This window comes from Janthinobacterium woesei (genome assembly GCF_051380875.1).
In the GTDB taxonomy this organism is placed as follows: domain Bacteria; phylum Pseudomonadota; class Gammaproteobacteria; order Burkholderiales; family Burkholderiaceae_D; genus Janthinobacterium.
On the sequence record NZ_JBNYXW010000025.1, the window covers coordinates 1 to 25,426 of the forward strand.

The 25,426-nt window shown below is 62.2% G+C and carries 22 protein-coding genes; 12 read left to right on the forward strand and 10 right to left on the reverse strand.

All coding sequences use genetic code 11. The features are described from left to right. The 4 genes from ACQ4W6_RS23940 to ACQ4W6_RS23955 all read left to right on the forward strand — a co-directional run. Positions 1-203, forward strand: a 203-nt coding sequence (locus ACQ4W6_RS23940; protein WP_436569668.1) for a hypothetical protein, incomplete at its 5' end; no start/stop codon positions are given. A 176-nt stretch (positions 204-379) separates the two neighbouring features. Continuing rightward, entirely contained in the window at positions 380-922 is a 543-nt protein-coding gene (gene def / locus ACQ4W6_RS23945) for a peptide deformylase (RefSeq protein ID WP_436569669.1), read from the forward strand. 97 nt (positions 923-1,019) lie between these two features. Then, entirely contained in the window at positions 1,020-1,976 is a 957-nt protein-coding gene (gene fmt, locus ACQ4W6_RS23950; protein ID WP_436569670.1) for a methionyl-tRNA formyltransferase, read from the forward strand. A 34-nt stretch (positions 1,977-2,010) separates the two neighbouring features. Continuing rightward, positions 2,011-2,913, forward strand: coding sequence for a LysR family transcriptional regulator (locus tag ACQ4W6_RS23955; RefSeq protein WP_436569671.1), 903 nt, complete (start codon positions 2,011-2,013; stop codon positions 2,911-2,913). Here ACQ4W6_RS23955 and ACQ4W6_RS23960 read toward each other — a convergent pair whose 3' ends face one another. Beyond that, positions 2,914-3,321 (reverse strand): tautomerase family protein, encoded by a 408-nt coding sequence (locus tag ACQ4W6_RS23960; RefSeq protein WP_436569672.1) that lies wholly within the window; start codon positions 3,319-3,321, stop codon positions 2,914-2,916. Positions 3,322-3,478: 157 nt separating this feature from the next. Then, the gene (locus ACQ4W6_RS23965; protein ID WP_436569673.1) at positions 3,479-5,938 is read right to left on the reverse strand and encodes an IPT/TIG domain-containing protein; all 2,460 of its coding nucleotides are present in this window, start codon (positions 5,936-5,938) and stop codon (positions 3,479-3,481) included. A gap of 714 nt (positions 5,939-6,652) precedes the next feature. Here ACQ4W6_RS23965 and metH point away from each other — a divergent pair. Continuing rightward, a complete protein-coding gene (gene metH, locus ACQ4W6_RS23970; protein ID WP_436569721.1) occupies positions 6,653-10,423 on the forward strand; it encodes a methionine synthase in 3,771 nt (1,256 codons plus the stop codon). 205 nt (positions 10,424-10,628) lie between these two features. Here metH and ACQ4W6_RS23975 read toward each other — a convergent pair whose 3' ends face one another. From ACQ4W6_RS23975 to rsmB, 8 genes are all read right to left on the reverse strand, one after another. Next, positions 10,629-11,909: an EAL and HDOD domain-containing protein gene (locus ACQ4W6_RS23975; RefSeq protein ID WP_436569674.1), complete on the reverse strand. Its 1,281-nt coding sequence runs from the start codon at positions 11,907-11,909 to the stop codon at positions 10,629-10,631. 137 nt (positions 11,910-12,046) lie between these two features. Beyond that, a complete protein-coding gene (locus ACQ4W6_RS23980; RefSeq protein ID WP_436569675.1) occupies positions 12,047-12,826 on the reverse strand; it encodes a class II glutamine amidotransferase in 780 nt (259 codons plus the stop codon). A gap of 84 nt (positions 12,827-12,910) precedes the next feature. Next, complete coding sequence (locus ACQ4W6_RS23985) at positions 12,911-13,168, reverse strand: BTH_I0359 family protein (protein WP_436569676.1); 258 nt, start codon at positions 13,166-13,168, stop codon at positions 12,911-12,913. A 136-nt stretch (positions 13,169-13,304) separates the two neighbouring features. Further along, a complete protein-coding gene (locus ACQ4W6_RS23990) occupies positions 13,305-13,706 on the reverse strand; it encodes a P-loop NTPase family protein (RefSeq protein WP_436569677.1) in 402 nt (133 codons plus the stop codon). Further along, the gene (locus ACQ4W6_RS23995) at positions 13,703-14,422 is read right to left on the reverse strand and encodes a response regulator (RefSeq protein WP_436569678.1); all 720 of its coding nucleotides are present in this window, start codon (positions 14,420-14,422) and stop codon (positions 13,703-13,705) included. The genes ACQ4W6_RS23990 and ACQ4W6_RS23995 overlap by 4 nt, the downstream gene beginning before the upstream one ends. A 112-nt stretch (positions 14,423-14,534) precedes the next feature. Then, complete coding sequence (locus ACQ4W6_RS24000; RefSeq protein ID WP_436569679.1) at positions 14,535-16,817, reverse strand: sensor histidine kinase; 2,283 nt, start codon at positions 16,815-16,817, stop codon at positions 14,535-14,537. Beyond that, complete coding sequence (locus ACQ4W6_RS24005; RefSeq protein ID WP_436569680.1) at positions 16,817-17,449, reverse strand: DUF4390 domain-containing protein; 633 nt, start codon at positions 17,447-17,449, stop codon at positions 16,817-16,819. The genes ACQ4W6_RS24000 and ACQ4W6_RS24005 overlap by 1 nt, the downstream gene beginning before the upstream one ends. Continuing rightward, positions 17,421-18,848 carry a 16S rRNA (cytosine(967)-C(5))-methyltransferase RsmB gene (gene rsmB / locus ACQ4W6_RS24010; protein WP_436569681.1) on the reverse strand — a complete coding sequence of 476 codons (1,428 nt, stop codon included), beginning with the start codon at positions 18,846-18,848 and terminating at the stop codon, positions 17,421-17,423. The genes ACQ4W6_RS24005 and rsmB overlap by 29 nt, the downstream gene beginning before the upstream one ends. A gap of 375 nt (positions 18,849-19,223) precedes the next feature. Between rsmB and argS the strand changes: the two genes are divergently transcribed. The 7 genes from argS to ACQ4W6_RS24045 are packed head-to-tail and all read left to right on the forward strand — an operon-like array spanning position 19,224 to position 25,424. After that, positions 19,224-20,933: an arginine--tRNA ligase gene (argS, locus tag ACQ4W6_RS24015; RefSeq protein WP_436569682.1), complete on the forward strand. Its 1,710-nt coding sequence runs from the start codon at positions 19,224-19,226 to the stop codon at positions 20,931-20,933. Positions 20,934-20,953: 20 nt separating this feature from the next. Next, complete coding sequence (locus ACQ4W6_RS24020) at positions 20,954-21,658, forward strand: SPOR domain-containing protein (RefSeq protein ID WP_436569683.1); 705 nt, start codon at positions 20,954-20,956, stop codon at positions 21,656-21,658. Positions 21,659-21,667: 9 nt separating this feature from the next. After that, on the forward strand, positions 21,668-22,339 hold the full coding sequence (locus ACQ4W6_RS24025; RefSeq protein ID WP_436569684.1) for a thiol:disulfide interchange protein DsbA/DsbL: 672 nt from the start codon (positions 21,668-21,670) through the stop codon (positions 22,337-22,339). Positions 22,340-22,367: 28 nt separating this feature from the next. Beyond that, entirely contained in the window at positions 22,368-23,153 is a 786-nt protein-coding gene (locus ACQ4W6_RS24030) for an SDR family oxidoreductase (RefSeq protein WP_436569685.1), read from the forward strand. A gap of 15 nt (positions 23,154-23,168) precedes the next feature. After that, complete coding sequence (locus ACQ4W6_RS24035; RefSeq protein WP_436569686.1) at positions 23,169-23,966, forward strand: biotin--[acetyl-CoA-carboxylase] ligase; 798 nt, start codon at positions 23,169-23,171, stop codon at positions 23,964-23,966. Positions 23,967-23,970: 4 nt separating this feature from the next. Then, positions 23,971-24,747 carry a type III pantothenate kinase gene (locus ACQ4W6_RS24040; RefSeq protein WP_436569687.1) on the forward strand — a complete coding sequence of 259 codons (777 nt, stop codon included), beginning with the start codon at positions 23,971-23,973 and terminating at the stop codon, positions 24,745-24,747. Further along, complete coding sequence (locus ACQ4W6_RS24045) at positions 24,741-25,424, forward strand: SPOR domain-containing protein (RefSeq protein WP_436569688.1); 684 nt, start codon at positions 24,741-24,743, stop codon at positions 25,422-25,424. Before ACQ4W6_RS24040 ends, ACQ4W6_RS24045 begins: the two co-directional genes overlap by 7 nt. Positions 25,425-25,426 lie beyond the last annotated feature (2 nt).

Sequence of the window (25,426 nt, forward strand, 5' to 3'; positions counted from 1 at the left end):
ACGCGGGTCGTTCAAGTCATCGAATGCTGCCACCAGCGAGATCGGTTCGTTTGCCATTTGCGCGTCCAAATATCGAAAGTAAACGCCTTTCTTGGCAGGTTTACAAGCAATATTTTTTCCCTACGGCCAAACCGACCACTAATCCTTCATGCAATCGCCCTGGCAAAAAGGCCCACCTTTCACAGGTAAATGGGCGTCTGTGATAAAATTTCCCTTTGAATCAGACTAATCGACGCACTGGCAAATGCATCTGCCGCGCCGCTGCGCAGCACGCGCCCAAGCGTAGCGTACTCAAAACAAAACAGCCGTGCCATCTTCCGCATGGCCCAGGCATGAACAATCCGGCGCACCGGCGCCCACCTTAACCAGTCGAATCCGTATGTCCATATTAAATATCCTGCGTTACCCCGATCCTCGCCTGCACACGGTCGCCAAGCCCGTTACCGCCTTTGACGACCGCCTGCAAACCCTGATCGACAACATGGCCGAAACCATGTACGACGCCCCTGGTGTCGGCCTTGCTGCGTCGCAAGTGGACGAACATATCCAGATGATGGTGATCGATATCACCGAAGAAAAAAACCAGCTGCAAGTATTCATCAACCCGGAAATCACCTGGGCCAGCGACGAAAAGCAGGTCTACGACGAAGGCTGCCTGTCCGTGCCCGGCGTCTACGATGGCGTCGAGCGCCCGGCCCGCATCAAGGTGCGCGCGCAGGACCGCCACGGCAAGCAGTTTGAACTGGACGCCGATGGCTTGCTGGGCGTCTGCATCCAGCATGAGATGGATCATCTGCTGGGCAAGGTATTCGTCGAATACTTGTCGCCGCTCAAGCGCAACCGCATCAAGGCCAAGATGATCAAGGAAACCCGTGGCCTCGAACGCGAAGCGAGCCTGCGCGCACAGAATCGCCGCTTCTAAGCCACTGCTGATAGACTGACCGTCAAGAGTAATAGTTACACCACGCCAGCCTGGCGCCCTCGGGCGCGGGCCTGCGCACCTCACGTCAAGGAATAATATGAAAGTGATCTTCGCAGGCACGCCTGAATTCGCCGCCACGGCCCTGAAAGACTTGCACGAAGCGGGCTTTGAGATTCCGCTGGTGCTGACCCAGCCCGACCGCCCTGCCGGACGCGGCATGCAAATGCACGCCTCGGCCGTCAAGCAGTACGCGCAGGAACACGGCATCGACGTGCTGCAGCCACTGTCCTTGCGCATGGACAGCAAGGACCCGCAGCGCGCCGCCGAAGCGAAGGCGGCCCACGAGCGCCTGCTGGCCACAGACTACGACGTGATGGTGGTCGCCGCCTACGGCTTGATCTTGCCGCGCAGCACGCTCGACATCAAACCCTGCATCAATATCCACGGTTCATTGCTGCCGCGCTGGCGCGGCGCCGCCCCCATCCACCGCGCCATCGAGGCGGGCGACGATGAGACGGGCGTGACCATCATGCAGATGGAAGAAGGCCTCGACACGGGCCCCATGCTGGCCATCGAGCGCACGCCCATCGAAGCGGGCGACTCCACCGCCACCTTGCACGACAAGCTAGCCAGGCTGGGCGGCGCAATGATCGTCGAGACCCTGCGCAAGATGCAGCAGCAGCCACTGGAAGCGGTGCCGCAGCCGGAAGCGGGCGTCACCTATGCGGCAAAAATTGCCAAGGACGAAGCGGCGCTGGACTTCAGCCAGCCGGCCCTGGAACTGGGCCTGAAAATCCGCGCCTTCAATCCGTTTCCCGGCGCCTGCGGCCAGGTCGACGGCGTGACCATCAAGATCTGGGCCGCCGACGCACTCGAAGCGGACAGCAAGGAAGCGCCGGGCCAGGTATTGGCGGCCGACGCCCAGCACGGCATCATCGTTGCCTGCGGCAATGGCTCGCTGCGCCTGACGCAACTGCAAAAACCGGGCGGCAAGCGCCTGCCCGCTGCCGAATTCATCAAGGGCTTCCCGCTCGAAGGCAAGCGTTTCGTTTAACTGGCAAACCGACCAACCCGGCGGCAAGCGCCCCATGGACCAGCTGAGCGCCCTGCGCGCCCTGCGCCGCGTCGTGGAACTGGGCAGCTTCACCGCTGCCGGCGCCGCGCTGGGCGTGTCACATTCCATCATCTCGCGCCAGATCGGCCAGCTGGAAAGCCAGTTGGGCGCCCAGTTGCTGAACCGCACGACGCGCCGCTTCGCACTGACGGCCGCCGGCCAGGAATATTATCTGGCCAGCCGCGACATACTCGATGCGCTCGACGCTGCCGACCGCGCCGTCGCCCAGCATCAGGCGCAACCGTCCGGTAGCCTGCGCATCAATGCACCGATGGCCTTCGGCGCCCTGGAACTGGCCGCCTGGCTGCCTCACTTCACCCGGCAGTACCCGCATATCCACCTCGACCTGGTCTGCAATGACCGCATCGTCGACCTGATCGACGATGGCTTCGACGTGGCGCTGCGCCTGGCGCGCGGCTTGCCCGACTCCACTCTGGTGGCGCGCCAGCTAGCCAGCAGCCGCACGCTGGCCGTCGCCTCGCCCGCCTACCTGGCCCGCCATGGCCATCCGGCGACGCCAGAAGAATTACTACAACACAATTGCCTGCGCTATACCCTGGCGGACAAGCCCGATGCATGGTCCTTCACGGACGCCGCTGGCGCCACGCACAAGGTGGCCGTACGCGGCAGCCTGCAAGCCAATACCAGCGTCGCCCTGCGCGAAGCGGCCGTGGGCGGCATGGGCATCGCCAGCGTGGCGGCCTTCATCGTGTGCGACGCGCTGCGCAGCGGCCATCTGGTCGAGGTGTTGCCGGGCTACACCATGCGCCCACGCAGCTTGTACGCGCTGTATCCGCAGAGCCGCCAGCTGTCGCCCAAGGTCAGGGTCTTCGTCGATTTTGCCGTCCAACACTATCAAGAACGTCACTGGGATTGATCACGGCTGCTGCAGCGCACGGCGCATGGCGCGGAACTGCTGCGTCAAGCCGCCATAGCCCCAGGCCGCCTGACGCGCGTCATGCACGTGGATGTAGCTGACGTCATGCAACTCGCCCAGGCACTCCTGCATGGCGGCGAACACGGCGGCGATATACGCGGCCTTTTCCTCCGCCGTATTCGTTTCATCACTGATCAGGATATCGAGAAAAAAACTCGTTTTTCCCTGTGCCTGCAACGATGGCCCGCCAACAAACCAGTGCGCCGCATCGGCATGGCTGATCGCCACTGACGTCAGTTCGGGCGCCTTGTGCAACAGTTGCGCCGTCAAACGGCTCAGGATGGCAGCGATGGCGGCCGACTGGCGCGCATCGGGCGCGGTGGATAAACGCAGGTTCAAGATAGGCATGGGGCACTCCGCATGGGTGACAGGAAGCCCTATTCTAGGCAGGCAGGCGGCAAAATGGCAGCCCCTGCCGGGCACAGGACCTGTGCAGTTTCTGCACCAATGGCTGCGCACAGAAAAAAGGCTTGCCAACGGCAAGCCCTTTTCGTCCGGCCAGCGCTTAGCGGCGCATGACCTTCATCAAGCGTCCACCGATGGACGACGACAGGCTGACCTCGAAGCGGCCGCCGGCCGGCAAGGCGCTCACGTCAACGCTGGCGTTGCCGCCAGTCAAGCCACTGGCGACCACCGTCTTGCGGCCATCGGCGGCCACGTGCAGCACGGCGGCATACGGCTCGGCTTGGGCATTCCAGGCCAGCGCCAGCTTGCCGCCGCTTTGCGTTGCATCAAAACTAGCATCGTTGGCGGCGGCCTTGCTGCGGCGCGCAGGGCGCTCCAGCTTGGCTAAAGCCTTACCTTTTGACAATACTTCCACTTCGCTGATATCGCCCGGGTTGGCGAAGCTGACGCGGAAATGGCTCATGGCGCTGCCGCCGTGATCGGCCAGGGAGACGGCATCGAAGGGCAAGTCGATAGTCTGTCCTGACGCCGTCAGGAGACGCAGGGTATAGCCCTGGCCGCTGCCGCTGGCGGCCGCGCCGACGCGCGAGGACGAGACAACGGCTGGATGCAGCGCCACGCCGGCCGGCGTGATGCGTCCGGAAATGGTCAGATAGCCATTCCCGGCAACGGACGTGCTGGCGCCCAGCACATTGCTGCCCGTGCCCTGCGTGCTGCGCTTTTCCAGGAATTGTTGCACCCGGCCATAACTGTAGTCGGAAAACCAGGCGCCGCTGCAATAGCTCATCACGTCTTTCATTGGCGTGCCCGCGCCATAGGCCGCTTTGCTCAGCTGGCCGATGCTGCCCGCATAGTTGCTGTTATATAGCGGTTGCGGCCCCAGGTTGCCATTTGCATACGGATAATCGGTGGCGGCGTCGGCCGGGCCGCCGCAGGCTACATGCTTGAGCGAGTGGTTGTGGCCCAGCTCATGCACCAGCGTGGTCAGCCATTCAGGCCAGCCATTGCCGAAGGAATCGATCGACGCGATGTTGGTGAATTTGGCATCGAGGCCGATGGCCGACGTGTAATCATTGCTGCCGGTGCGCAGGTTAATGTAGGCCAGGCCAGCGGCGCGGCTGACGGACATGGCCGGCACGAAACCATAATAGTAGGCACCGCTGTCTTCCTGGGCGCGCTTGCTGTCCAGCGTTCCCAGGGTCGTGCTCCACCAACTGTCGGCCGTGCTGCTGCCCGGCACGCTCAGCGGCGCTCGCGTGCTGATGCTGATATTTTCCGCCGCATACGGATACACGCGGGTCAGCGCAGCACGGATTACCTCGGCGTCAGGCAATTGCGCCACGCCATCGTCCGTGCTCAACGGCACCAGCACCAGGCGGATTTTGGCCGCGCTGGAAACGACGGGCGCCGCTTCCTGGCTGGTTTGCACGCCATCGCTGCCCACGGCCGTGACGCGCACGCGCACGCCGGGCAAGATCCAGGCAGCGGGCAGGACGGCACTGAAATTGCCATTGAAGCTGTAATCGCTTTTCGCCGTCGGCAAGAGCGCCGGGCCGCTCATCGGGATGCTGCCCAGGTTGCTGCCATTGGCGGCCGTGGCGTAGAGAGTCACGACCGGGCTGGCCTGGCCTGCCTGCATGGCCAGCACGGGCACGCGCACGGCGGCCGGTTTGCCAAGCGTCAAGCGCAAGGCCGTATCGCTGGCGTTCAAGCTCAAGACCTGCGCGAAATCAATGCTGCCCAGGGTATACGCCGACACCGTGCCCGCATTGACGGCCACGCGCGAGGCGGCCGACAACAGCACATTGCCCGTCGCCGTGGCGGGCGCCGACAAAACCAGCTGGCTGGCGCTGGCGCTGACGATGGCGGCCGGCGTGCTGCCCACCGAGGCAGCACTCACCTGATCGAGGTTATTGCCCTGCAGCGTCACCGACAGCGTCGAAGCATTGACGGCCGTGCTGATCGACGTCACCGTCACGCTGGCCAGGATCGTGTAGGTCTCGTTGCTGGCCACGTCGTTATACGGACCGCGCAAGGTCAGCGACCCCGTCGCGGCGCCCGCCGGTACCAGAACCGTCACGCTGGTCGCGCTCTGGCTTTGCGCAGTTGCCGCCGCGCCACTGCCAAACTGCACCGCCGTGACTGCCCCCATGCCGCTACCGGCGACGGTGACGCTGGAGCCGACGCCGCCCGTTGCCGGTGTGACGCCGCTGACCGTCAGCGGCTGGTAAACATTCACGTTGTAACTGCTCGCCACCGTGCCGCTGGCGCTGACCAGGCTCAAGGCGCCCGACACGGGCACGCCCGGCATGGCCAAGGTCACGCTGGTGTCGCTGGCGGCGCTGGTGGCGACAGTCACGCCGGCTACCTGGAAGGCCGTTACCTGGCTCAGGCCCGTACCGGTGACCAGCACGCTGCCGCCGATGGCGACATTGCTTGCTGACACGGCCGTCACGGCAGGCACCACCACCACCACGGGATTGCCAGAAGTCGTCGCCACCACCGTGTCGCCCCCGCCAGCACTGCCACCGCCGCCACCGCAGGCGGATAGGCCCAACATGAGAAACAATGCTACAAGCAAATGGTTTTTCATGGCTGGCAACCATGTTCGAACGGCGCGAGGCGGGAGCTGGGAGCGGCGAGCGGGAAATGTGACATATTGGTTACTTTTGGTGAGAATTACATTTTGACGAACCAGTATTATCGATGAGTTCAATTCCGAAGAACAACTATTAATGCTTTTGATTCAATTGGTTTTGATAATCATTAAAGCATCTTCTTGGTAAGCTTTATTGTGAGCATGATTCGTCTCACTCTGCATTGTTTAAAATCAAGATTGTTTCCATCTACGACTATTGCCATTCACTTCATGAAAAAAAATGTGGCCCAATAAAATAATGTGGAAATATATCCACAAACCAGAGTGCATGCCTTCCCGCCAATTTTGGCGGAAGAATTAACATTTTCAGTCAGATTTTCAGGAATGTCATTTCTAAAAACTGCCCAGGTAGCGCCGCCGTGGAAGACGATGTGTTGCAGGAACGACTGCACAGTGGTGTCCAGCCCCTTTTGCGCAAAACCAAAGCAGCCTGATGCCGTATAATTTTAGACCCGGTGAAATCAGGCGATTGCCACCTTCTGCCTGCCCTACCCGGCCGGCGCTCTCCGTTAGCTGACCCTGCTGACCCGCAACCGCCTTGCAACTGTCTTGCCACCGCGCCGCCGCCCGTTTGCCTATTGAAAGCATGAAATGAACGATACCGTGATCCCCGCCATGTCCCCGACCGAAGCCACCTTGCGCGCCATTCTTGCGCGACGGATCATGATTCTCGACGGCGCGATGGGTACGATCATCCAGCAATACAAGCTCGACGAAGAAGCCTACCGGGGCGGCTCCGCTGGCCGCTTCATCGATTTCGCCGCGCCAGCCGGCAGCGGCGCGCGCGAACTGTTCGTCAAGGGCAACAATGAGCTGCTGACCCTGACGCAGCCGCATATCATCCAGGAAATCCACGAGCGCTACCTGGCGGCCGGTGCCGACCTGATCGAAACGAACACCTTCGGCGCCACGACGATCGCGCAAGACGACTACCACATGGCCCACCTGGCCTATGAAATGAACGTGCAGGCAGCCAGGCTGGCGCGCGCCGCCTGCGACAAGTATTCCACGCCGGACAAGCCCCGTTTCGTCGCCGGCGCCCTCGGGCCCACGCCAAAAACGGCATCGATCTCGCCCGACGTGAACGATCCGGCCGCGCGCAACGTCACCTTCGACCAGCTGGTGGCCGCGTATTTGCAGCAAACCCAGGGCCTGGTGGAAGGCGGCGCCGACGTGCTGCTGGTGGAAACCATTTTCGATACGCTCAACTGCAAGGCGGCCCTGTTCGCCATCGACCTGTTCTACGAGCAAAACCCGCACGTGGTGCGCCTGCCTTTGATGATATCGGGCACCGTCACCGACGCTTCGGGACGCATCTTGTCGGGCCAGACCGTGCCTGCCTTCTGGAATTCCGTGCGCCACGCAAAACCGTTGACCATCGGCCTCAATTGCGCGCTGGGCGCGGCCCTGATGCGCCCGTACGCGGAAGAACTGGCGAAGATCGCCGACACCTACGTCTGCATCTACCCGAACGCGGGCTTGCCCAACCCCATGAGCGACACGGGCTTCGACGAGTTGCCGGCCGACACCTCCGCCCTGCTGCGCGAATTTGCCGACGCGGGCTTCCTGAACATGGCCGGCGGCTGCTGCGGCACCACGCCCGAACACATCGCCGCCATCGGCGAGTTGCTGTCGAAGACCGCGCCGCGCAGCGTGCCGGCAGCGTCGCACGAGATGCGCCTGGCGGGCCTGGAGCCGTTCGTCATCAACGACGAATCGCTGTTCGTCAACGTGGGCGAGCGCACCAACGTGACGGGCTCGAAAGCCTTTGCGCGCATGATTCTCAACGAGCAATACGACGAAGCGCTGTCCGTTGCGCGCCAACAAGTGGAAAATGGCGCACAAGTGATCGATATCAACATGGATGAAGCCATGCTCGATTCGCTGGCCGCCATGACGCGTTTCCTGAACCTGATCGCCTCGGAACCCGATATTTCGCGCGTGCCCATCATGGTTGACTCGTCGAAATGGTCGGTCATCGAGGCGGGCCTGAAATGCGTGCAGGGCAAGGCCATCGTCAATTCGATCTCGATGAAGGAAGGCGAAGAGGAATTCCTGCGCCAGGCCAGGCTGTGCCGCCGCTACGGCGCGGCCGTGATCGTCATGGCTTTCGATGAAAAGGGACAGGCCGACACCTTCGAGCGCAAGATCGAAATTTGCGCGCGCGCCTATCATTTATTGATCGATGCGCTGGACTTCCCGCCGGAAGACATCATTTTCGATCCGAACATCTTTGCCGTCGCCACCGGTATCGAAGAGCACAACAACTACGCCGTCGACTTCATCAACGCCACGCGCTGGATCAAGGAAAACTTGCCGTACGCGAAGATTTCAGGCGGCGTGTCGAACGTGTCATTCAGTTTCCGTGGCAACGATCCGGCCCGCGAAGCCATCCATACGGTCTTCCTGTACCACGCCATCAAGGCGGGCATGACCATGGGCATCGTCAACGCCGGCATGGTGGGCGTGTACGACGACCTCGACCCGGAACTGCGCGAGCGCGTGGAAGACGTGGTGCTGAACCGCCGCGAAGACTCTACCGAGCGCATGATCGAGATCGCCGGCACTCTGAAGGCGGGCGGCAAGGCCGAAGCGCAAACCCTGGCCTGGCGCGAAGGCACGGTGCAGGCGCGCCTGTCGCACGCGCTGGTGCACGGCATCACGCAATTCATCGTCGAAGACACGGAAGAAGCGCGCCAGGAGCTGCTGCACAATGGCGGGCGCCCCATCCACGTGATCGAAGGCCCACTGATGGCCGGCATGGACGTGGTCGGCGATCTGTTTGGCCAGGGCAAGATGTTCCTGCCGCAAGTGGTGAAATCGGCGCGCGTGATGAAGCAGGCCGTGGCCCATTTGATACCGTTCATCGAAGAAGAAAAGCTGCTGGAAGAAAAGCGCACGGGCATCGTGGCCAAGCCGAAGGGCAAGATCATCATGGCCACAGTCAAAGGCGACGTGCATGACATCGGCAAGAACATCGTCACCGTGGTCTTGCAATGCAACAACTTCGAAGTGGTCAACATGGGCGTGATGGTGCCCTGCTCGGAAATCCTGGCCCGCGCCAAGGTGGAAAACGCCGACATCATTGGTCTGTCTGGCCTGATCACGCCGTCGCTGGAAGAAATGGCGTATGTCGCCAAGGAAATGCAGCGCGATGAGCATTTCCGCATGCTCAAGATCCCCCTGTTGATCGGCGGCGCCACCACCAGCCGCGCGCATACGGCCGTCAAGATCGCGCACAACTATGACGGCCCCGTGATCTACGTGCCGGACGCTTCGCGTTCCGTGTCGGTTGCGCAGTCGCTCTTGACGCCGGAACAGCGCGACAAATACGTGGCAGATATCGAACTCGATTACGCGCGCATCCGCGAGCAGCACGCCAACAAGAAGGCGCTGCCGATCCTGCCTTTGCTGCAGGCGCGCGCCAACAAGATGCACGTGCCCTTCGATGGCGCCTGCAAGCCCGTGAAACCCAAGTTCATCGGCCGGCGTGTGTTCAAGAATGTGGATCTCGCCACCCTGGCCAACTATATCGACTGGGGCCCGTTCTTCCAGACCTGGGACCTCGCTGGCCCCTTCCCCGCCATCCTGACCGATGACGTGGTGGGCGACGCGGCGACCAAGGTGTACGCGGAAGGCCAGGCCTTGCTGAAAAAACTCATCGACGGGCGCTGGCTGACGGCCAATGGCGTAGTGTCCTTGCTGCCGGCCAACAGCGTCAACGACGACGATATCGAGCTCTACACGGACGACACGCGCACCACTGTCGCGTTTACCTATTACGGCATGCGCCAGCAAGGCGTGAAACCCGTGGTCGATGGCGTGCAGCGCCCGAACCAGTGCCTGGCGGACTTTATTGCTCCCAAAGAATCTGGCGTGAAGGATTACATCGGCATGTTCGCCGTCACCTCGGGCCTGGGCATCGAGAAGTACGAGAAACGCTTCGAAGATGCGCACGACGATTACTCGTCCATCATGCTCAAATCCCTGGCCGACCGCCTGGCCGAGGCGTTTGCCGAATACCTGCATGAGCGCGTGCGCAAGGATTTGTGGGGCTACGTGCCCGACGAGCACCTGAGCAACGACGCCATGATCGCCGAACAATACGTGGGCATCCGCCCCGCGCCCGGCTACCCTGCCTGCCCCGAACATACCGTTAAGAAAGAGATGTTCGAGGTCATGCAAGCCGGGGAAATCGGCATGATGCTGACCGAATCGTACGCCATGTTCCCCGGCGCGGCCGTCTCCGGCTTCTATTTTGCCCACCCGGAGTCGAAATACTTCGTCGTCGGCAAGATCGGCATGGACCAGGTGGAAGACATGGCCAAGCGCCGTGGCGCCAAAATCGAGGACGTGGAACGCTGGCTGGCGCCGAATTTGTCGTAATCCGGCCCGCCACAAAAAAAGCCCCGCCAAAAAAATGCTGGCGGGGCTTTTTAAAATACGAGCGCTACAACTACGGGCGCCACAACACCTGACATAAGCGTAGCGAGCGGAAGGTAGAGGTGGCCGAGAAGCGCAACCGTACTGAAGTACGGTGAGCATCGCAAGCTACCTATACCGACGCGCAGTAGCTTAAGGTCAGGTGTCACTACAAAGCGTAGCGGACGACGTTATCACTCCATTCGAAGGCGGCCATTTCCAGCTCCACCAGGTCGTCCGGCGACATGGCCAGGTCGCGCAGGGTGGGCACGATCTCGCCTTCCATGTCTTCGATGCGTTCGATGCATTCGGCCAGGCGCAGCAAGTCGCCGTAGAAGCCGTCGCGCGACAGCAGCGCTTCGGCCACTTCGTCACTCACTTCGATCTGTTTCATGATTTCCGACATCGGCACGCCGAACAGGGTATCCATCAGCGACATGATGCCGACCGTAAAGGCGATATCGGCCGAATGGGCGTGATTCGGGCGCAATTTATGCGCCAGCAATTCCAGCAAGCGGCCACGCGTGGTGGCCAGCATCAGCAGCGGTGTCATGCTATGGCCGCGCTTGCTTGGTTCTGCGTACAGCATGATTTGCAGCCAGCGCTGCAACTGGCGGCGTCCCAGCACGCTGACAGCCTGGCTCAGCGAATCGATGCGCTGGCGCGCGCCCACGGCTGGCGTATTGACCAAGCGCAACAGATTTAAGGCCAGCGAAACGTCGCGCTTGATGGCGCGCTCGATATCCATGTTATCGGCGTCAGACGTGACCAGAGTCATCAGTTCCATGACGGCCAGTTGCGACGGCGACAACTTCTTGCCTGTCATGATGGCTGGCTTGGCGAAATAATAGCCCTGGAAGTAATCGAAGCCCAGATCCAGGCCCGTCTTGAATTCTTCACGCGTCTCGACCTTTTCCGCCACCAGTTTCTTGTTTTCCTGCTTGAAACGGGGCGCCAGGGCCGCCAGCACTGTTGGCTCGACCTTGCTCATGTCCATCTTCACATATTGCACCAGAGGCAATAATTGCTGCACTTGCGCCGTATCGGCCACGACGTTTTCTAGGGCGAAGGTGAAACCATGGCCCACCAGTTCGCTGATGCGCGCGCGCAGCTCAGGCGTGACCTGCATCGATTCGACGATTTCCAGCACGACTTTTTCGCGTGGCAGGAACACAAAGATGTCGCTCATGATGACGTCGGCATCGACATTGACGAAACCGAGCGCATCACCGATGACCTTTTCCATACCCAGTTGCGAGGCATGGGCGATCACGGAAGCCGTAGCGGACAGGTCGCTGGTAATGTTGGCGGGCCCGACCGGAGCATTGCGAAATAGCAGCTCATAGCCGAACAGGGCTTGATTGCGGTCAAGGATAGGCTGTCGCCCAAGATAAAACTCGCGCACGCGCAAGGGTTTCGGGGTGATGTCGTTGCTGGAAATATCGATCATTAATTCGTCATCAATCACGTCGAGTGACACCGGCCGCGCCGCGCCCGCATCAAGGTTCACTATTGACAATACTTTAGCTGAATTTAGCCCATGCTGTGGGTATTTTGGCAGTAATACAGCATATTGTCGTCAACAAATTAGGCCGCCAGGGGTTCTTGCACCATGCCGTCGACAAACAACTTCAATTCTCCGGCGGCAAACGCCGTCCATTGCTCATTGGTCGTCAGCGGCTGGGTAACGATCACGGCCACCCGGTCCTGCGGCGTGGTCACCTGGGAAAAGTCCACGCTCAAGTCTTCATCGGAGAGTTTAGCAGTTGGAAACGGATGTTGTCGCACCAGATAGTACAAGCTGGTGGAGCAATGGGCGAACAGCGCTTCGCCGCTCGACAGCAGCATGTTGAATGTGCCGTGGGCGGCGATGCTTGGCAACAATTGCGCCAGCGCCGCATGCAGGGCCGGCAAGGCCGGAGGGGCATCGCCAAAGCGCGCGTGCAGCTCCTGCAGCAGATAGCAGAACGCCAGCTCGCTGTCGGTACAGCCGACGGGCCGGTAACTGCCCGTCAACACGGGATGAAATTCTTTTAGATCGCCATTGTGGGCAAAGACCCAGTAACGGCCCCACAGTTCGCGCACGAAGGGGTGGCAGTTTTCCAGCGCTACCTTGCCTTGGGTTGCCTTGCGGATATGCGCGATGACGTTGCGCGATTTGATGGGATAGCGTTTGATCAGTTCGGCCACGGGCGAGGCGATGGCCGCCTGGTGGTCGACGAAATGGCGCACGCCGGCGCCTTCGAAAAAGGCGATGCCCCAGCCGTCGTGGTGGGTATCGGTATGGCCGCCGCGCATGGCGAAGCCGGTAAAACTAAAAACAATGTCGGTCGGGACATTGCAATTCATTCCGAGAAGTTGGCACATAGTCTGTTTGCAGCTGGATAACACTGCCACCATACCATACCGGCCTACCGTGGCATGGTGGCGATCGCCATCAAACAGCCAGGATTAGTGCAACAGGACAGGCTGGCTCATGAGCGAATCATAGCTACCTAAAAATTCATCGATCTCTTCCATGCTCGGTTCGCTGGCGATCAGCTCCGTGACGTCGCGGCGGAAATGCTGCGCAAGGATGCCAGCGATAAACGTTTCACGCTTGCAGCCCTTGTCGACGATTTCATAGCCGCCGAAGCGCAGCGCTTCCAGGTCGACGTCGACGCCAAATTCCACGACGCTATATTGCTCGCTGTTATAGATCAGATTCATTTTGCATCCTTCGCTCAAGCAGGAGGATCTCCTGCGGTGTCAGAACAGAGGTGGGGCTGACACGGCGCGATTTCAAGCGCCATGCCGCCCTGCGGGCTACGCAGTTGTAACGAGATGCAAGTTGCGAGTGCGGTGATCAGGGAAGCAATAGATCCGGCTGCAGCGCCAACAGGACATCGTAGGGACTGGCGGTCAGCCAGGTGCGCAGTTGCTCGATGTGCGTGGCGTCGGCCAGGCTGATGAACAAGTGCGCGGGGGGATGGCGCAACAGACGATTCAATGTTACACGCAATACCAGATTGCCGCTGCAACACAGGCAACCGGGCGCGATGCGCAACAGTTGCAAGGGAAACGCTGGCACAGGGGAATCTTGCTCGGCCAGGTTGGCCAGGATGGAGTTGCCGTCCGCAAATCCTTCCAGGATCACGGCGGTGCTGTGCTGCGCCAGCAAGGCATGCGCGATGGCAGCCTCGCGGTCAGCGGCACGCCCGCCGCTGACCAGGGTCAGTGGCGTGGCGTGCCGCACGGCTGGCGTCACAGGTTTTTCTTGGCCAGCTTGCCCGGTTCGACGCCCAGCTGTTTCAGCTTGCGGTACAAATGGGTGCGTTCCAGGCCCGTTTTCTCCGCCACGCGCGTCATACTGCCGCCTTCGCGGCCCAGGTGGTGTTCGAAATACATGCGCTCGAACGCATCGCGCGCCTCGCGCAATGGCAAGTCGAACGACAGGTTGTAGCCATGGCCTTCGGCCACCGCCGGCACGCTGATGCCTGGGCGCACCATCAGCTGTTGCGGCGCGCTGCCACCGAAGCTGGGCACGGGATGGCTGCTTTCCTCGGCGATGACGGGCGCTACCGGCCGCGGCGCCACGCTCGGCGCGCGCACGGTTTCCTGGGCCCGCGTCAAGCCTTGCTGGACCGCCTTCAGCAGTTTTTGCAGGGCAATCGGCTTTTCCAGGAAGTTCAGCGCGCCGATGCGCGTCGCTTCGACGGCCGTATCGATGGTGGCGTGGCCCGACATCATGATCACCGGCATGGTCAGCAAGCCATCGCGCTGCCACTCCTTGAGCAAGGTCACGCCGTCGGTATCTGGCATCCAGATATCGAGTAGTACCAGATCCGGCGCACCGGCGGCACGCGCTTCGCGCGCCTGCTGCGCATTTTCGGCCAGCTGGATAGCATGTCCTTCGTCGCCCAATATTTCCGAGAGCAACTCACGGATACCCATTTCATCATCCACTACGAGTATGTTTGCCATTCGTGTCTTGCCTTCCTCATTTCGCCACCCTTCGCGCACAGTAGGCACGCGCGGACAACTATGATTTTATTGGTTTTTTAAATACTAAACCAGACCCTCAAGCCAGCAATTGCTAGGCAGGAGCGTCAGGAGCTAACTTTAACAGCAAAATGACCACCGAAGCGCCATTGCCGTCAACCCGATTCTCGATATCGATGCGTCCACCATGTTCATCGATGATTTTCTTCACCATCGCCAGGCCCAGGCCCGTGCCGCGCGCCTTTGACGTGACGTAGGGTTCGAAGGCCCGCGCCAGGATTTTCGGCGCGAAACCAGGGCCATTATCGGTGATGGCCAGGCGCACGGCGATATTCACGCCGCCGTCCGCACTGCGATAATGTATTGCTTCCGTCCTTACGTCAATCCGCGGATGCGGCGATTCCAGCGGCAAGTCGGCCATGGCGTCCTGCGCATTCTGCAACAAGTTGTGGATGACCTGGCGCAACTGCGTCGGATCGCCCATCACCATCGGCAGATTCGGCGCCAGGTGCGGGTGGATGATGTCGCCATCATCGCCACGCAAATACAGGTTCAGGATCTCCTCGATCAGCTCGTTCAGGCGCAGCGGCGCCAGCACGGCCGGCGGCGTGCGCGCATAGTCGCGGAAATCGTCGACCATGCGCTTCATCGCATCGACCTGCTTGACGATGGTGGTGGTGGCGCGGCTGAGCAGGTCGGCGTCCGGCTGCTCCAGTTTGCCTTCGAGCTTCATCTGCAAGCGCTCGGCCGAGAGCTGGATCGGCGTCAGCGGATTCTTGATTTCATGCGCCAGGCGGCGCGCCACCTCGCCCCAGGCGATCGAGCGCTGCGCGGAAATCACGTCGGAAATATCATCGAACACAACGATGTAGCCGCTGCCCGACTCCAGCGGCAGGCGAGAACCGCGCGCCAGCAAGGTGATATCGTGCTCGTCGGCACTGCTGCCCAGGCGGCGCGGAATCTCGATCTGGCGCTGCCAGTGCAGGCGCTGCTGGTTGCGGCCCGATGCCGACTGCGCGCTTTGCGCCGAGAAGGCGCTGACGATAGCCCCACCGAACTCTTCCATTCCGGCAATATTTGCCAGCGGCTGGCCCACCATGCTGGCGCCCGAATGCTGCAGGATGCGCTCGACCGACTCATTGCAAGTGACCAGTTTGAAGTCGCCATCGAGCACCATCACGCCGGCCGACATGTTTGCCAGCACCGATTCCAGGTGGGCCTTGGCGTTTTGCAGCGCGGCGCGGTTGCTGTCGACGGCCGTGCGCGCGTCGAGCAACTGGCGCGTCATGATGTTGAACGATTGCGTCAGCGTGCCCAGCTCATCCTTGGTAGCGACGATGGGGCGCGGCGACAAGTCGCCCTCGGCCACGGCGCGCGTGCCTTCGGCCAGCAGCAGCAAGGGCTGGGCCAGGTTGCCTGCGATCAAGAAGGCGCTGCCAATGGCGCCACAAATGGCCAGCAGCAAGGTCAGGGTGAGGATTTCCATGTACATCTTGCGCAATCCCACACGCGCGACAAAACGTTCCTTGTATTCGCTGTAGGCGGCGCGCAGCATTTCGCCGTTCGTCGCCAGCTTGGGCGGCACCGATTGCAGCATTTGCAGGTAGCGGGGCGACACGGACGGCCCCGGCACGGCCACCAGCACGCGCAGGCGCAAGCTGGCTGCGGCGTCCCGCGCAGCAGGCGGGCCAGCGCGGATGCCGCCACCGCCCGATTCCATGCTGTCGTTGTGCAGCTCCAGACCGCCTTCGGCAGAAGCGTAGCCGGCCGGCAAGGCCGCCTGCGCCAGCATGGCCGGCGTCGGCAGGTCGGCCGCGCTGTGCGGGCCGGCGCTGGCCAGCAGCACGCCATCGCCACTGACGATCATGACATTTTGCATGCCCTCTTCGCGTAACAGGCTGGTCAGCACCGCCGGACCGGCCACCGGATCGGCACGCAACTCGTCGACTGCCTTCTTGCCGCGATGGTCGAGTTCGACCAGCGCCGCATCCAGGCCGGCGCGACCCAGTTCCAGGCCCGATTCCAGCGCCGCTTCAATCTTGACGTTGAACCAGGATTCGATCGAGTGGGAAACGAATTGCACTGAGACAAGGAAAATCACCAGGCCAGGCAGGATGCCGACGGCGGCGAACAGCATCACCAGGCGGGTCATCAGCTTGGAGCCGAATTTGCCGCTCTTGTAGCGCGCGTACAAACGCCCCAGGGAAATGCCGACCAGCGCCAGCAGCGAAACGGCCACGGCGGCGTTCAGGCCCAGCAGCCAGGAATAGTAGCGGTCGAAGAAGCCGGAATTGTCGGAAGCCGACGCCAGCAGGAACAGCAAGATACTGACAATGCCGCCGCCCACTACCAGCAGATAGCGCAATGCTTGACTCACTACTCGGCCGTATACAAGAAGGTTTTTTTATTCGAAGCCAGGCGCCAGTCGCTGTTATTGAAGGCATTGACCTGTATCGGCTTGGGCAGAAAGTCGCGGTCCATGCCCATGCGCAAGGTCACGTTATACGTCTGCCCTACTTTCAGCTCGCCGCGCCGCGCCACCAGCCAGCGGCTGGGACGGCGGATCAGGAACAGGGCGTCATCGAGGGTGGAGAAATTTTGCTGCAAGCCGCCGCCCGACACATGGTACTGGCGCGTCAGCACGTTGTATGACAGGCGGCTGGTCTGGCGCGCCACGATGGCCTTTTCATCGAACCAGTACCAGCGGGGCCGGGTCAGTTCGATTTCCGTGGTAAAAAACAGCGGCACGCCATGCTGCACCGCATCATCGAGATCGTGATTGAGTTCGAAGGAATAGGTGGCGGCCAGCTTGTAGCCTTCTTCGCCCGACTCGATGTAGGCACGGGTGATCTCGACCACATCGGCGGCATGCGCGCGCGGCATGCTACACGCCAGCAGCAACAGCAGGGCCAGGAGTCGGAAGAGTCGTGTTGTCACAAGTGTGCCGGTAGTGTCCGTAGGAAAAGTATCGACGAATCGCTCAAGCCGCATTTTTTTGAAACAGTGCATAGAACAAGCCGTCATGGTCCTGCTCCGCGCTGCCAGTCGGCAACAGCTGGCCAGGCGCTGTCAAACGGGTCGCATTATTGCGCACCGCAAATGCTGCCGCCTGTGCCTCGGACTCTTGCGGCCACAATGAACACGTCACAAATAGCAATTTACCATCGGGACGCAGCATCTGCCACAGGTTGTCCAGAATTTTGGCAGAAAGTGTTGCAAGTTGGAACGCATCGCCCTTGCGGCGCAACCAGCGGATGTCCGGATGGCGGCGCACGATGCCCGAAGCCGTGCACGGCACGTCGGCCAGGATGCGGTCGTACTGCTGGCCATCCCACCAGGCGTTCGACTGCGCGTCCTGCGCCTTCAAGGTCGCTTCCAGGCCCAGGCGCTCGAGGTTTTCCGCGATGCGCGGCAAGCGCTTGGCGTCCGCGTCGATGGCCGTCACTTGCACATCGGCCAGCTCCAGGATGTGGCAAGTCTTGCCGCCCGGCGCGGCGCAGGCGTCGAGCACGCGCATACCATCTTGCAAGTCCAGCAGCGGCGCAGCCAGTTGCGCGCCAGCATCTTGCACGGAAACAACACCCTGCTCGAAGCCGGGGATCAGGGCCACGCCGATCGGCTTGTCCAGGCGCACGGCGAACGGTCCCACCTGGCGCGCAGCGATACCAGCGTCTGCCAGCACCGCCAGATAGGCTTCCACCGTGCTCTTGCGGCGGTTCACGCGCAAGGTCAGCGGCGGCACGGCATTGCCGGCCGTCAAAATGGCTTGCCAGTCGCGCGGATAGGCCAGGCGCAGCGTATCGATCCACCACTGCGGATAATTCCATTGCGCCAGCGGTTGCTGCAAGGCCGTTTCCAGCAAGGACTTGCGCTCGCGCAAGAAACGTCGCAAGACCGCATTGACCATGCCCTTGGCATGCGCCAGGTCAGGGTGCGACGTGGCGACCGTGACAGCCTGGTCGACAACGGTGAATTCTTCGTAGGGCTGCTCGCCCGGTTCGTTCGATATCAGCGACAGCGCGCAGCACAGCAGTGCCGCCAGCATCGGCGGCTCGGGTGCCTTCGATGTCATCAGGCCGACCAGGGTTTCACTGCGGCCCAGCTGGCGCATGGTGCGGTAGGAAATATCCTGGATGGCGCCGCGCGCCTGCGCGCTGGCGTTCGATTGCGCAAACACCTTGGCCAGCGCCTGCGGCAGGGCCGACCCCGTGCGCACTTGCGCCACGGCATTGGCGGCGCCGAGCAGGCAAAAAGCCAGCGAGTCGGTGCGCAAATCGGGTTGGAAGCCTGGCTGCAAGACCGGTTTCAGGTCGGGATGGTAGCTGGGACGCAATTTCGGCGCGGCAGGTGCAGAGACCTGGCCTGGCGCCGGCTTGGTTTTCAATTTCAGCGTGGGGCGCTTGTTCATAGTTATCCGGTGTGGCTGCGCGCGGCTGGTGGCATGGTTGCAAATTCGCGGCCGCGCGTCATCAATAAAGGGTCGATTGTAGCGTTTGTGGCGCTCTCTGGCCCAAGCGATTGCAGCGATATGGGCAATTTGCGGCAAAAAACTGCATATATACAAGCAGAATGCACCACGCTGATGTTTTCGCGCACCAGCAAGGAGATACCTTCCTGATAATATCGTGAAAAGCACTGGCACGGGAACGCTGCCGGCAAGCGTATTGTTCCCGGCAGCAAACCAGTATAATTGACGCTACCTGGACGGCTGTTGCCAACGCCGTCCGTTTTGCTTTTGATTCATTCTATTCATTCTTAACGCGGTTCCGCCGCCATCCTGCTCATGCTCGCCCAACAGAAACAAGAAATCATCGCCCTGTTCCAGGCCGCCCTCGCTCCCGTCCTGGCCGGCACTTCACTTGCCCCAATCGTGGTGCTCGAGCGGCCACGCGACGCATCGCATGGCGACGTCGCCTGCAACATCGCCATGCAACTGGCCAAGCAGCTGAAACAGAATCCGCGCGAACTGGCGCAAACCATCGTCACGGCCGTGCTGGCCAATCCGGCCGGCAAGGGCCTGGTCGAAGCGGTGGAAATCGCCGGCCCCGGTTTCATCAACGTGCGCCTCTGCGCTGCCGCGAAGCAGGCCGTGCTCAAGGCCATCCTGAGCGAAGGCGACAACTACGGCCGCAGCACGGCCGGCGCCGGCAAGCAAGTCATCCTGGAATTCGTCTCGGCCAACCCGACCGGCCCGCTGCACGTGGGCCACGGCCGCCAGGCGGCCCTGGGCGATGCGCTGTCGTCGCTGTTCGACGCGCAAGGCTACAAGGTCACGCGCGAGTTTTACTACAACGATGCGGGCGTGCAGATCCAGACCCTGGCCAATTCCGTGCAGGCGCGCGCGCGCGGCTTCAAGCCGGGCGACGCCGAATGGCCGGAGTCCGCCTACAACGGCGACTACATCGCCGACATCGCCAGCGATTTCAAGGCCGGCAAGACCGTCTCGGCCAGCGATGGCTTGCCTGCCACGGCCAATGGCAACGTGGAAGACATCGATTCGATCCGCCCGTTCGCCGTCACCTACCTGCGCAACGAGCAGGACATCGACTTGCAGGCGTTCGGCGTGAAGTTCGACAATTACTACCTCGAATCGTCGCTGTACGCCGACGGCGAGGTCAATAGCGCCGTGGAAACGCTGATCAAGACGGGCCATACGTACGAGCAGGATGGCGCGCTATGGCTGCGCACCACCGACTTCGGCGACGACAAGGACCGCGTCATGCGCAAGACCGACGGCACCTACACGTATTTCGTGCCGGACGTGGCGTACCACCTGGTGAAATGGCAGCGCGGCTTCGTGCAGGCCATCAATATCCAGGGTAGCGACCACCACGGCACCATTGCGCGCGTGCGCGCCGGCCTGCAGGCGGTCGACATGGGCATCCCGCAAGGCTACCCTGACTACGTGCTGCACAAGATGGTCACCGTCATGAAGGACGGCGAAGAAGTCAAAATCTCGAAACGCGCCGGCTCCTACGTGACCGTGCGCGACCTGATCGAATGGTCGGGCGGCGGCGATATCGCCAAAGGCCGCGACGCCGTGCGCTTCTTCCTGATCTCGCGCAAGGCCGACACGGAATTCGTCTTCGACGTCGACGTGGCGCTGAAAACAACGGATGAAAACCCGGTGTATTACGTGCAGTACGCGCATGCGCGCATCTGCCGCATCCTGGAAAACTGGGCTGGCGACGAAAGCACCCTCGCCAACGTTGATTTGTCGCCACTGACGGCACCGACCGAAGCGACCCTGCTGGCGACCCTGGCAGCCTATCCGGAAATGCTGGCGCGCGCGCAAAGCGAATTGGGCCCCCATCAAGTCGCGTTCTACCTGCGCGACCTGGCCGCCAACCTGCACAGCTTCTACTTCGCTGAAAAAGTGCTGGTCGAGGACGAAGCCATCAAGCTGGCCCGTTTGGCACTGGTGGTCGCCGCGCGCCAGGTGCTGCGCAATGGCCTGGCACTGATTGGCGTGTCCGCGCCAAGCAAAATGTAATCACGAAAGTCAAACTGCCAATGCGTTACGCTTTCCCTCACCCTTCCCGCTTTATTCCGACCCGGCGCCAGCAGGGCAACACCCTGGTCGGCATCATCATCGGCCTGGTCATCGGCCTGGGCATCGCCGTGGTGGTCGCCCTGGTGATCACCAAGGGCTCCTCGCCATTTACCGACAAGTCGGGCCGCGCCGGAAAATCGGCCGAACCGACGGCCGGCCAGATCGCCGACCCGAACAAGCCGATGTACGGCAACAAGGAAGCGGCCAAGGAAGCGGCACGCGACTTCTCCAAGGAGCCGCGCGAGATCGGCGCGCCGACGCAGCCATCTGCGCCAACTCCGGCACCGGCGCAGCAACCGAAGGCGCCGCCACCGGACGCGCTGCAGGAATTGATCGGCACCCTGAAGGACAAGCCGGCGCCGAAAGCGCCAGCAGTTGCACCAGCGCCGCAAGCCAAAACCGAGGCGAAGACCGATGCAGCCAGCGACAAATGGATTTATTATCTGCAGGCCGGCGCCTTCCATGACATGGCAGACGCCGAAAGCACGCGCGGCAAACTGGCGCTGCTCGGTTTCGAAGCGGCCATCAGCGACCGCAGCACCGATGCCGGCGTGCTGCACCGCGTGCGCATCGGGCCGTTCAACCAGCTCGAAGCGATGAACCGCGCGCGCACCAAACTGTCTGAAAACGGCATCGATGTCGCCGTCGTCCGCAACCAAAAATAAGGAACCAGCATGCGTTTTCTGAAAAAAATCCTGTTCGCCGCCGCCCTGTGCGGCGCCGCCATGGGCGCGTACGCCTCGCCGGCCGAGCCGAAGAACGGTGTCGAATACGAAACCCTGGCCACGCCGCAAGCCACGCAAGCGGGCACGAAGATCGAAGTGACGGAGTTTTTCGCGTATTACTGCCCGCATTGCAACGTGCTCGAACCGCAACTGGCAGCCTGGGTCAAGAAACAGGGCGACAACATCGTCTTCAAGCGCGTGCACGTGTCGCGCGATGAGAGCGTGGCGCCGCAACAGCGTTTGTTCTTCACCTTGCAAGCCATGGGCCTGCTCGACAAGCTGCACGGCAAGGTGTTCAATGCCATGCATGTGGAACGCAACCGCCTCAATACCGACGAAGCGGTGTTCGACTTCGTCGCCAGGCAGGGCGTGGACCGCCAGAAGTTCATCGACACCTACCGCTCGTTTGGCATCTCCGGCCGTGTGCGCCATGCGGACGCCATGATGCAGGCGTATAACGTCACGTTCTGGCCTATGATCGCCATCGACGGCCGCTACATCACCTCGCCGTCGCAAGCCGATCAAGGCAGCAAGTCGGCGAAAAATGAAGAGCAGCTGAACGCCCAGGCGCTCACCGTGATGGACGTGCTGGTCGCGAAAGCCAAAGCGGAAAAGAAATAAGCATGACGACCGTCGCCTGATGCACAGCGTGCCTTACAGCGTATTCATCACGGGCGCATCGAGTGGACTGGGCGCCGCCCTGGCGCTGCAGTACGCGCGCCAGGGCGCCTGCCTGGGTTTGCTGGCCCGCCGCGGCGACGCCTTGCAGCAACTGATCGCCTCCCTGCCCCACCCTGAACGCCACCGCGCCTACGCCGTCGATGTGTGCGACCACGCGGCCCTGAAAAGCGCGGCGGATGATTTTCTCCGGCATGCGGGGCGTATCGACGCCGTCATCGCCAGCGCCGGCGTGTCGTACGGCACCCTGACCGAGCACGCGGAAGACCTCGATGCCTTCGCCCGTTTGATGGCCATCAATGTCACGGCCACCGTGGCCACCTTCGCGCCGTTCATCGCCAGCATGAAGCAGCAAGGCAGCGGACGCCTGGTGGGCATCGGCAGCGTGGCCGGCATTCGCGGCCTGCCCGGCGCCGAAGCCTATAGCGCCTCGAAAGCGGCCGTGATCAGCTACTGCGAATCGCTGCGCCTGGAACTCAAGCCGGCAGGCATCAAGGTCGTCACCATCACCCCCGGCTATATCGACACGCCGATGACGCGCCATAACGCCTACCGCATGCCCTTCCTGATGCCGGCCGAAAAGTTCGCCGCGCGCGCCGCGCGCGCCATCGCCGACGGTGACAGCTACCGCGTGATCCCGTGGCAGATGGGCATCGTCGCCAAGCTGCTGCGCGCGCTGCCCAATGCCGTCTACGACCGGGCCTTCGCGAATGCGCCGCACAAGGCGCGCAGCAAACCATCCGGCGACAGCCAGTAAAACCACACGATTCCTATGACGAAGCATGCAGACCTGAACAGCGCGGCCATTGCCGCCCATTGCGCCACGGGAGCCGCCCACGTGGCCATTGAAGTGGTCGACGAAACCGGCTCGACCAACGCCGACCTGCTGGCGCGCTGCGCCACCCTGGCCGGACCAACCCTGCGCATCGCCGGCCAGCAGACGGCCGGACGCGGGCGCGCCGGGCGGCCCTGGGTCTCGCAGTCCGACGCCAGTTTGATGTTCTCGCTGGCCTGGCGCTTCAAGGGACCGCTGCATCAATTGGTTGGCTTGCCGCTGGCCGTTGGCGTGGCGCTGGCCGAAAGCATGACTGCGCTGGGCGTGCCGGTGCAGCTGAAATGGCCAAACGACATCCTCAAGGATGGCAACAAGCTGGCCGGCATCCTGGTCGAAACGCAGCAGGCGCCGGACGGCGACGGCGTTTGGGCCGTGATCGGCTGCGGCATCAACCTGCTGATGCCCGACGCGCTGGAACAGCAGATCGGGCGCAGTGTCTCGGCCGTGCCCTGGCTGGCGCAAATGGAGCGCAACACGCTGGTGGCGGCGCTCTTGAGCCGCCTGGCCGGCGTGCTGGCTGAATTCGACGACACGGGTTTTGCACCCTTCGCGCAACGCTGGAACGCGCTGCACGCGTGGCAGGAACAATACGTAAACATCCTCGACAACGGCCAGCTGCTGCAGCAAGGCGTGGCGTCCGGCGTGGACCAGCTGGGCCGCCTGCTGCTGCGCACCGATGACGGCCTGCAGCACATCATGTCCGGCGACGTCTCGCTGCGCCTGGCCCAGGAGTAAGCGCATGCTACTGCTGATCGACGCCGGTAATACCCGCATCAAATGGGCACTCTGCGCCCCCACTGGCGCGGCCGGCGCCTGGCTGGCCAGCGGCGCCGCGGCACACGCGCAGCTCGACACCTTGAAAGCGGCCTGGAGCAGCCTGGCCATTTCCGCTGTGCTGCTGTCGAACGTGGCAGGGGCGGCCATCGGCGCGCGCCTGCTGGCGCAACTCCCTGTCCATTTGCTGCCGCAAGCGATCGCCACCTTTGCCTCGCTGCCGCAGTTGGCCGGACTGCGCAACGACTACCGCGATCCAGCGCAACTGGGCTGCGACCGTTTTGCCGCCGCCATCGGCGCACATGCGCTGGCGCCGGGCCAGGCCGTCATCGTCGCCAATTGCGGCACCGCCACCACCATCGACGCCATCACGGCCGACGGCGCTTTCATCGGCGGGATGATCTTGCCGGGACTTGGGTTGATGGCCAGCTCGCTGGCGCGCAATACGGCGCAATTGCCGCAGATCGCCAGCGATGCAGTGCTGCCGGCCGGCTTTGCCGACAACACGGACGATGCCATCCTCTCCGGCTGCCTGGCGGCGCAAGCGGGCGCTATCGAACGGGCCGTGCGCATGCATGGCGCCAGCGCCTGCCTGTTATCGGGCGGCGCCGCACCGCGCATCGCCCAAGCTCTGGCGCTGCCAGTACCACTGCGTCTGCTGGAGAACATCGTCATGATCGGCCTGCAGGCAGCTGCGCGCGCCAGCGGAGAAGCAGGAAAACAAGGGGAACATCCATGCTGAAATTCGTCTTCTGGCTGCTCGCTGGCGTCAATCTGCTGGTGTTTGCCATCGGCCAGGGCTACCTGGGCAGTTTTCGCAGCGAGACGCGCGAACCTGCGCGCCTGAAAAACCAGCTGCAAGCCGGCAAACTCACCTTGCGGACACAGGAGCAGGCAACGGCGCCTGCCGCGCCGCCTGGCGAAAATGAGGCCTCCAAGCCAGTGCCGCCGCAATCATACGCCTGCACGGAAGTGGGCAATTTCGTGCTGGCCGACGCGCGCCGCTTCGAAACGCAGATAGCCGCGCTGGACCTGGGCGACCGCCAGTCGCGCCGCAACGTGGCTGGCCAGGACATTTCCAGTTACATGGTGTACATCGCGCCGCAGGGCAGCAAGGATGGCGCCGAGCGCAAGGCTGGTGAATTGAAGCAGCTGGGCGTGACGAATTATTTCATCATGAACGAAGCGAACCCGCTACGCTGGGGCATTTCGCTGGGCGTATTCAAATCGGAAAGCAGCGCGCAGACCCAGCTGGCATCGCTGAACAAGCAAGGCGTGCACAGCGCCCGCATCGCCCCCCGCTATAGCCCCAGCAAGCAGCTGGCCTACCAGTTCCGCGACCTCGATGTGGCCACGCGTACGCGCCTGGAGAAGATCAAGGCGCAGTTCCCAGAGCAGGAACTGCGCGGCTGCAAATAAGC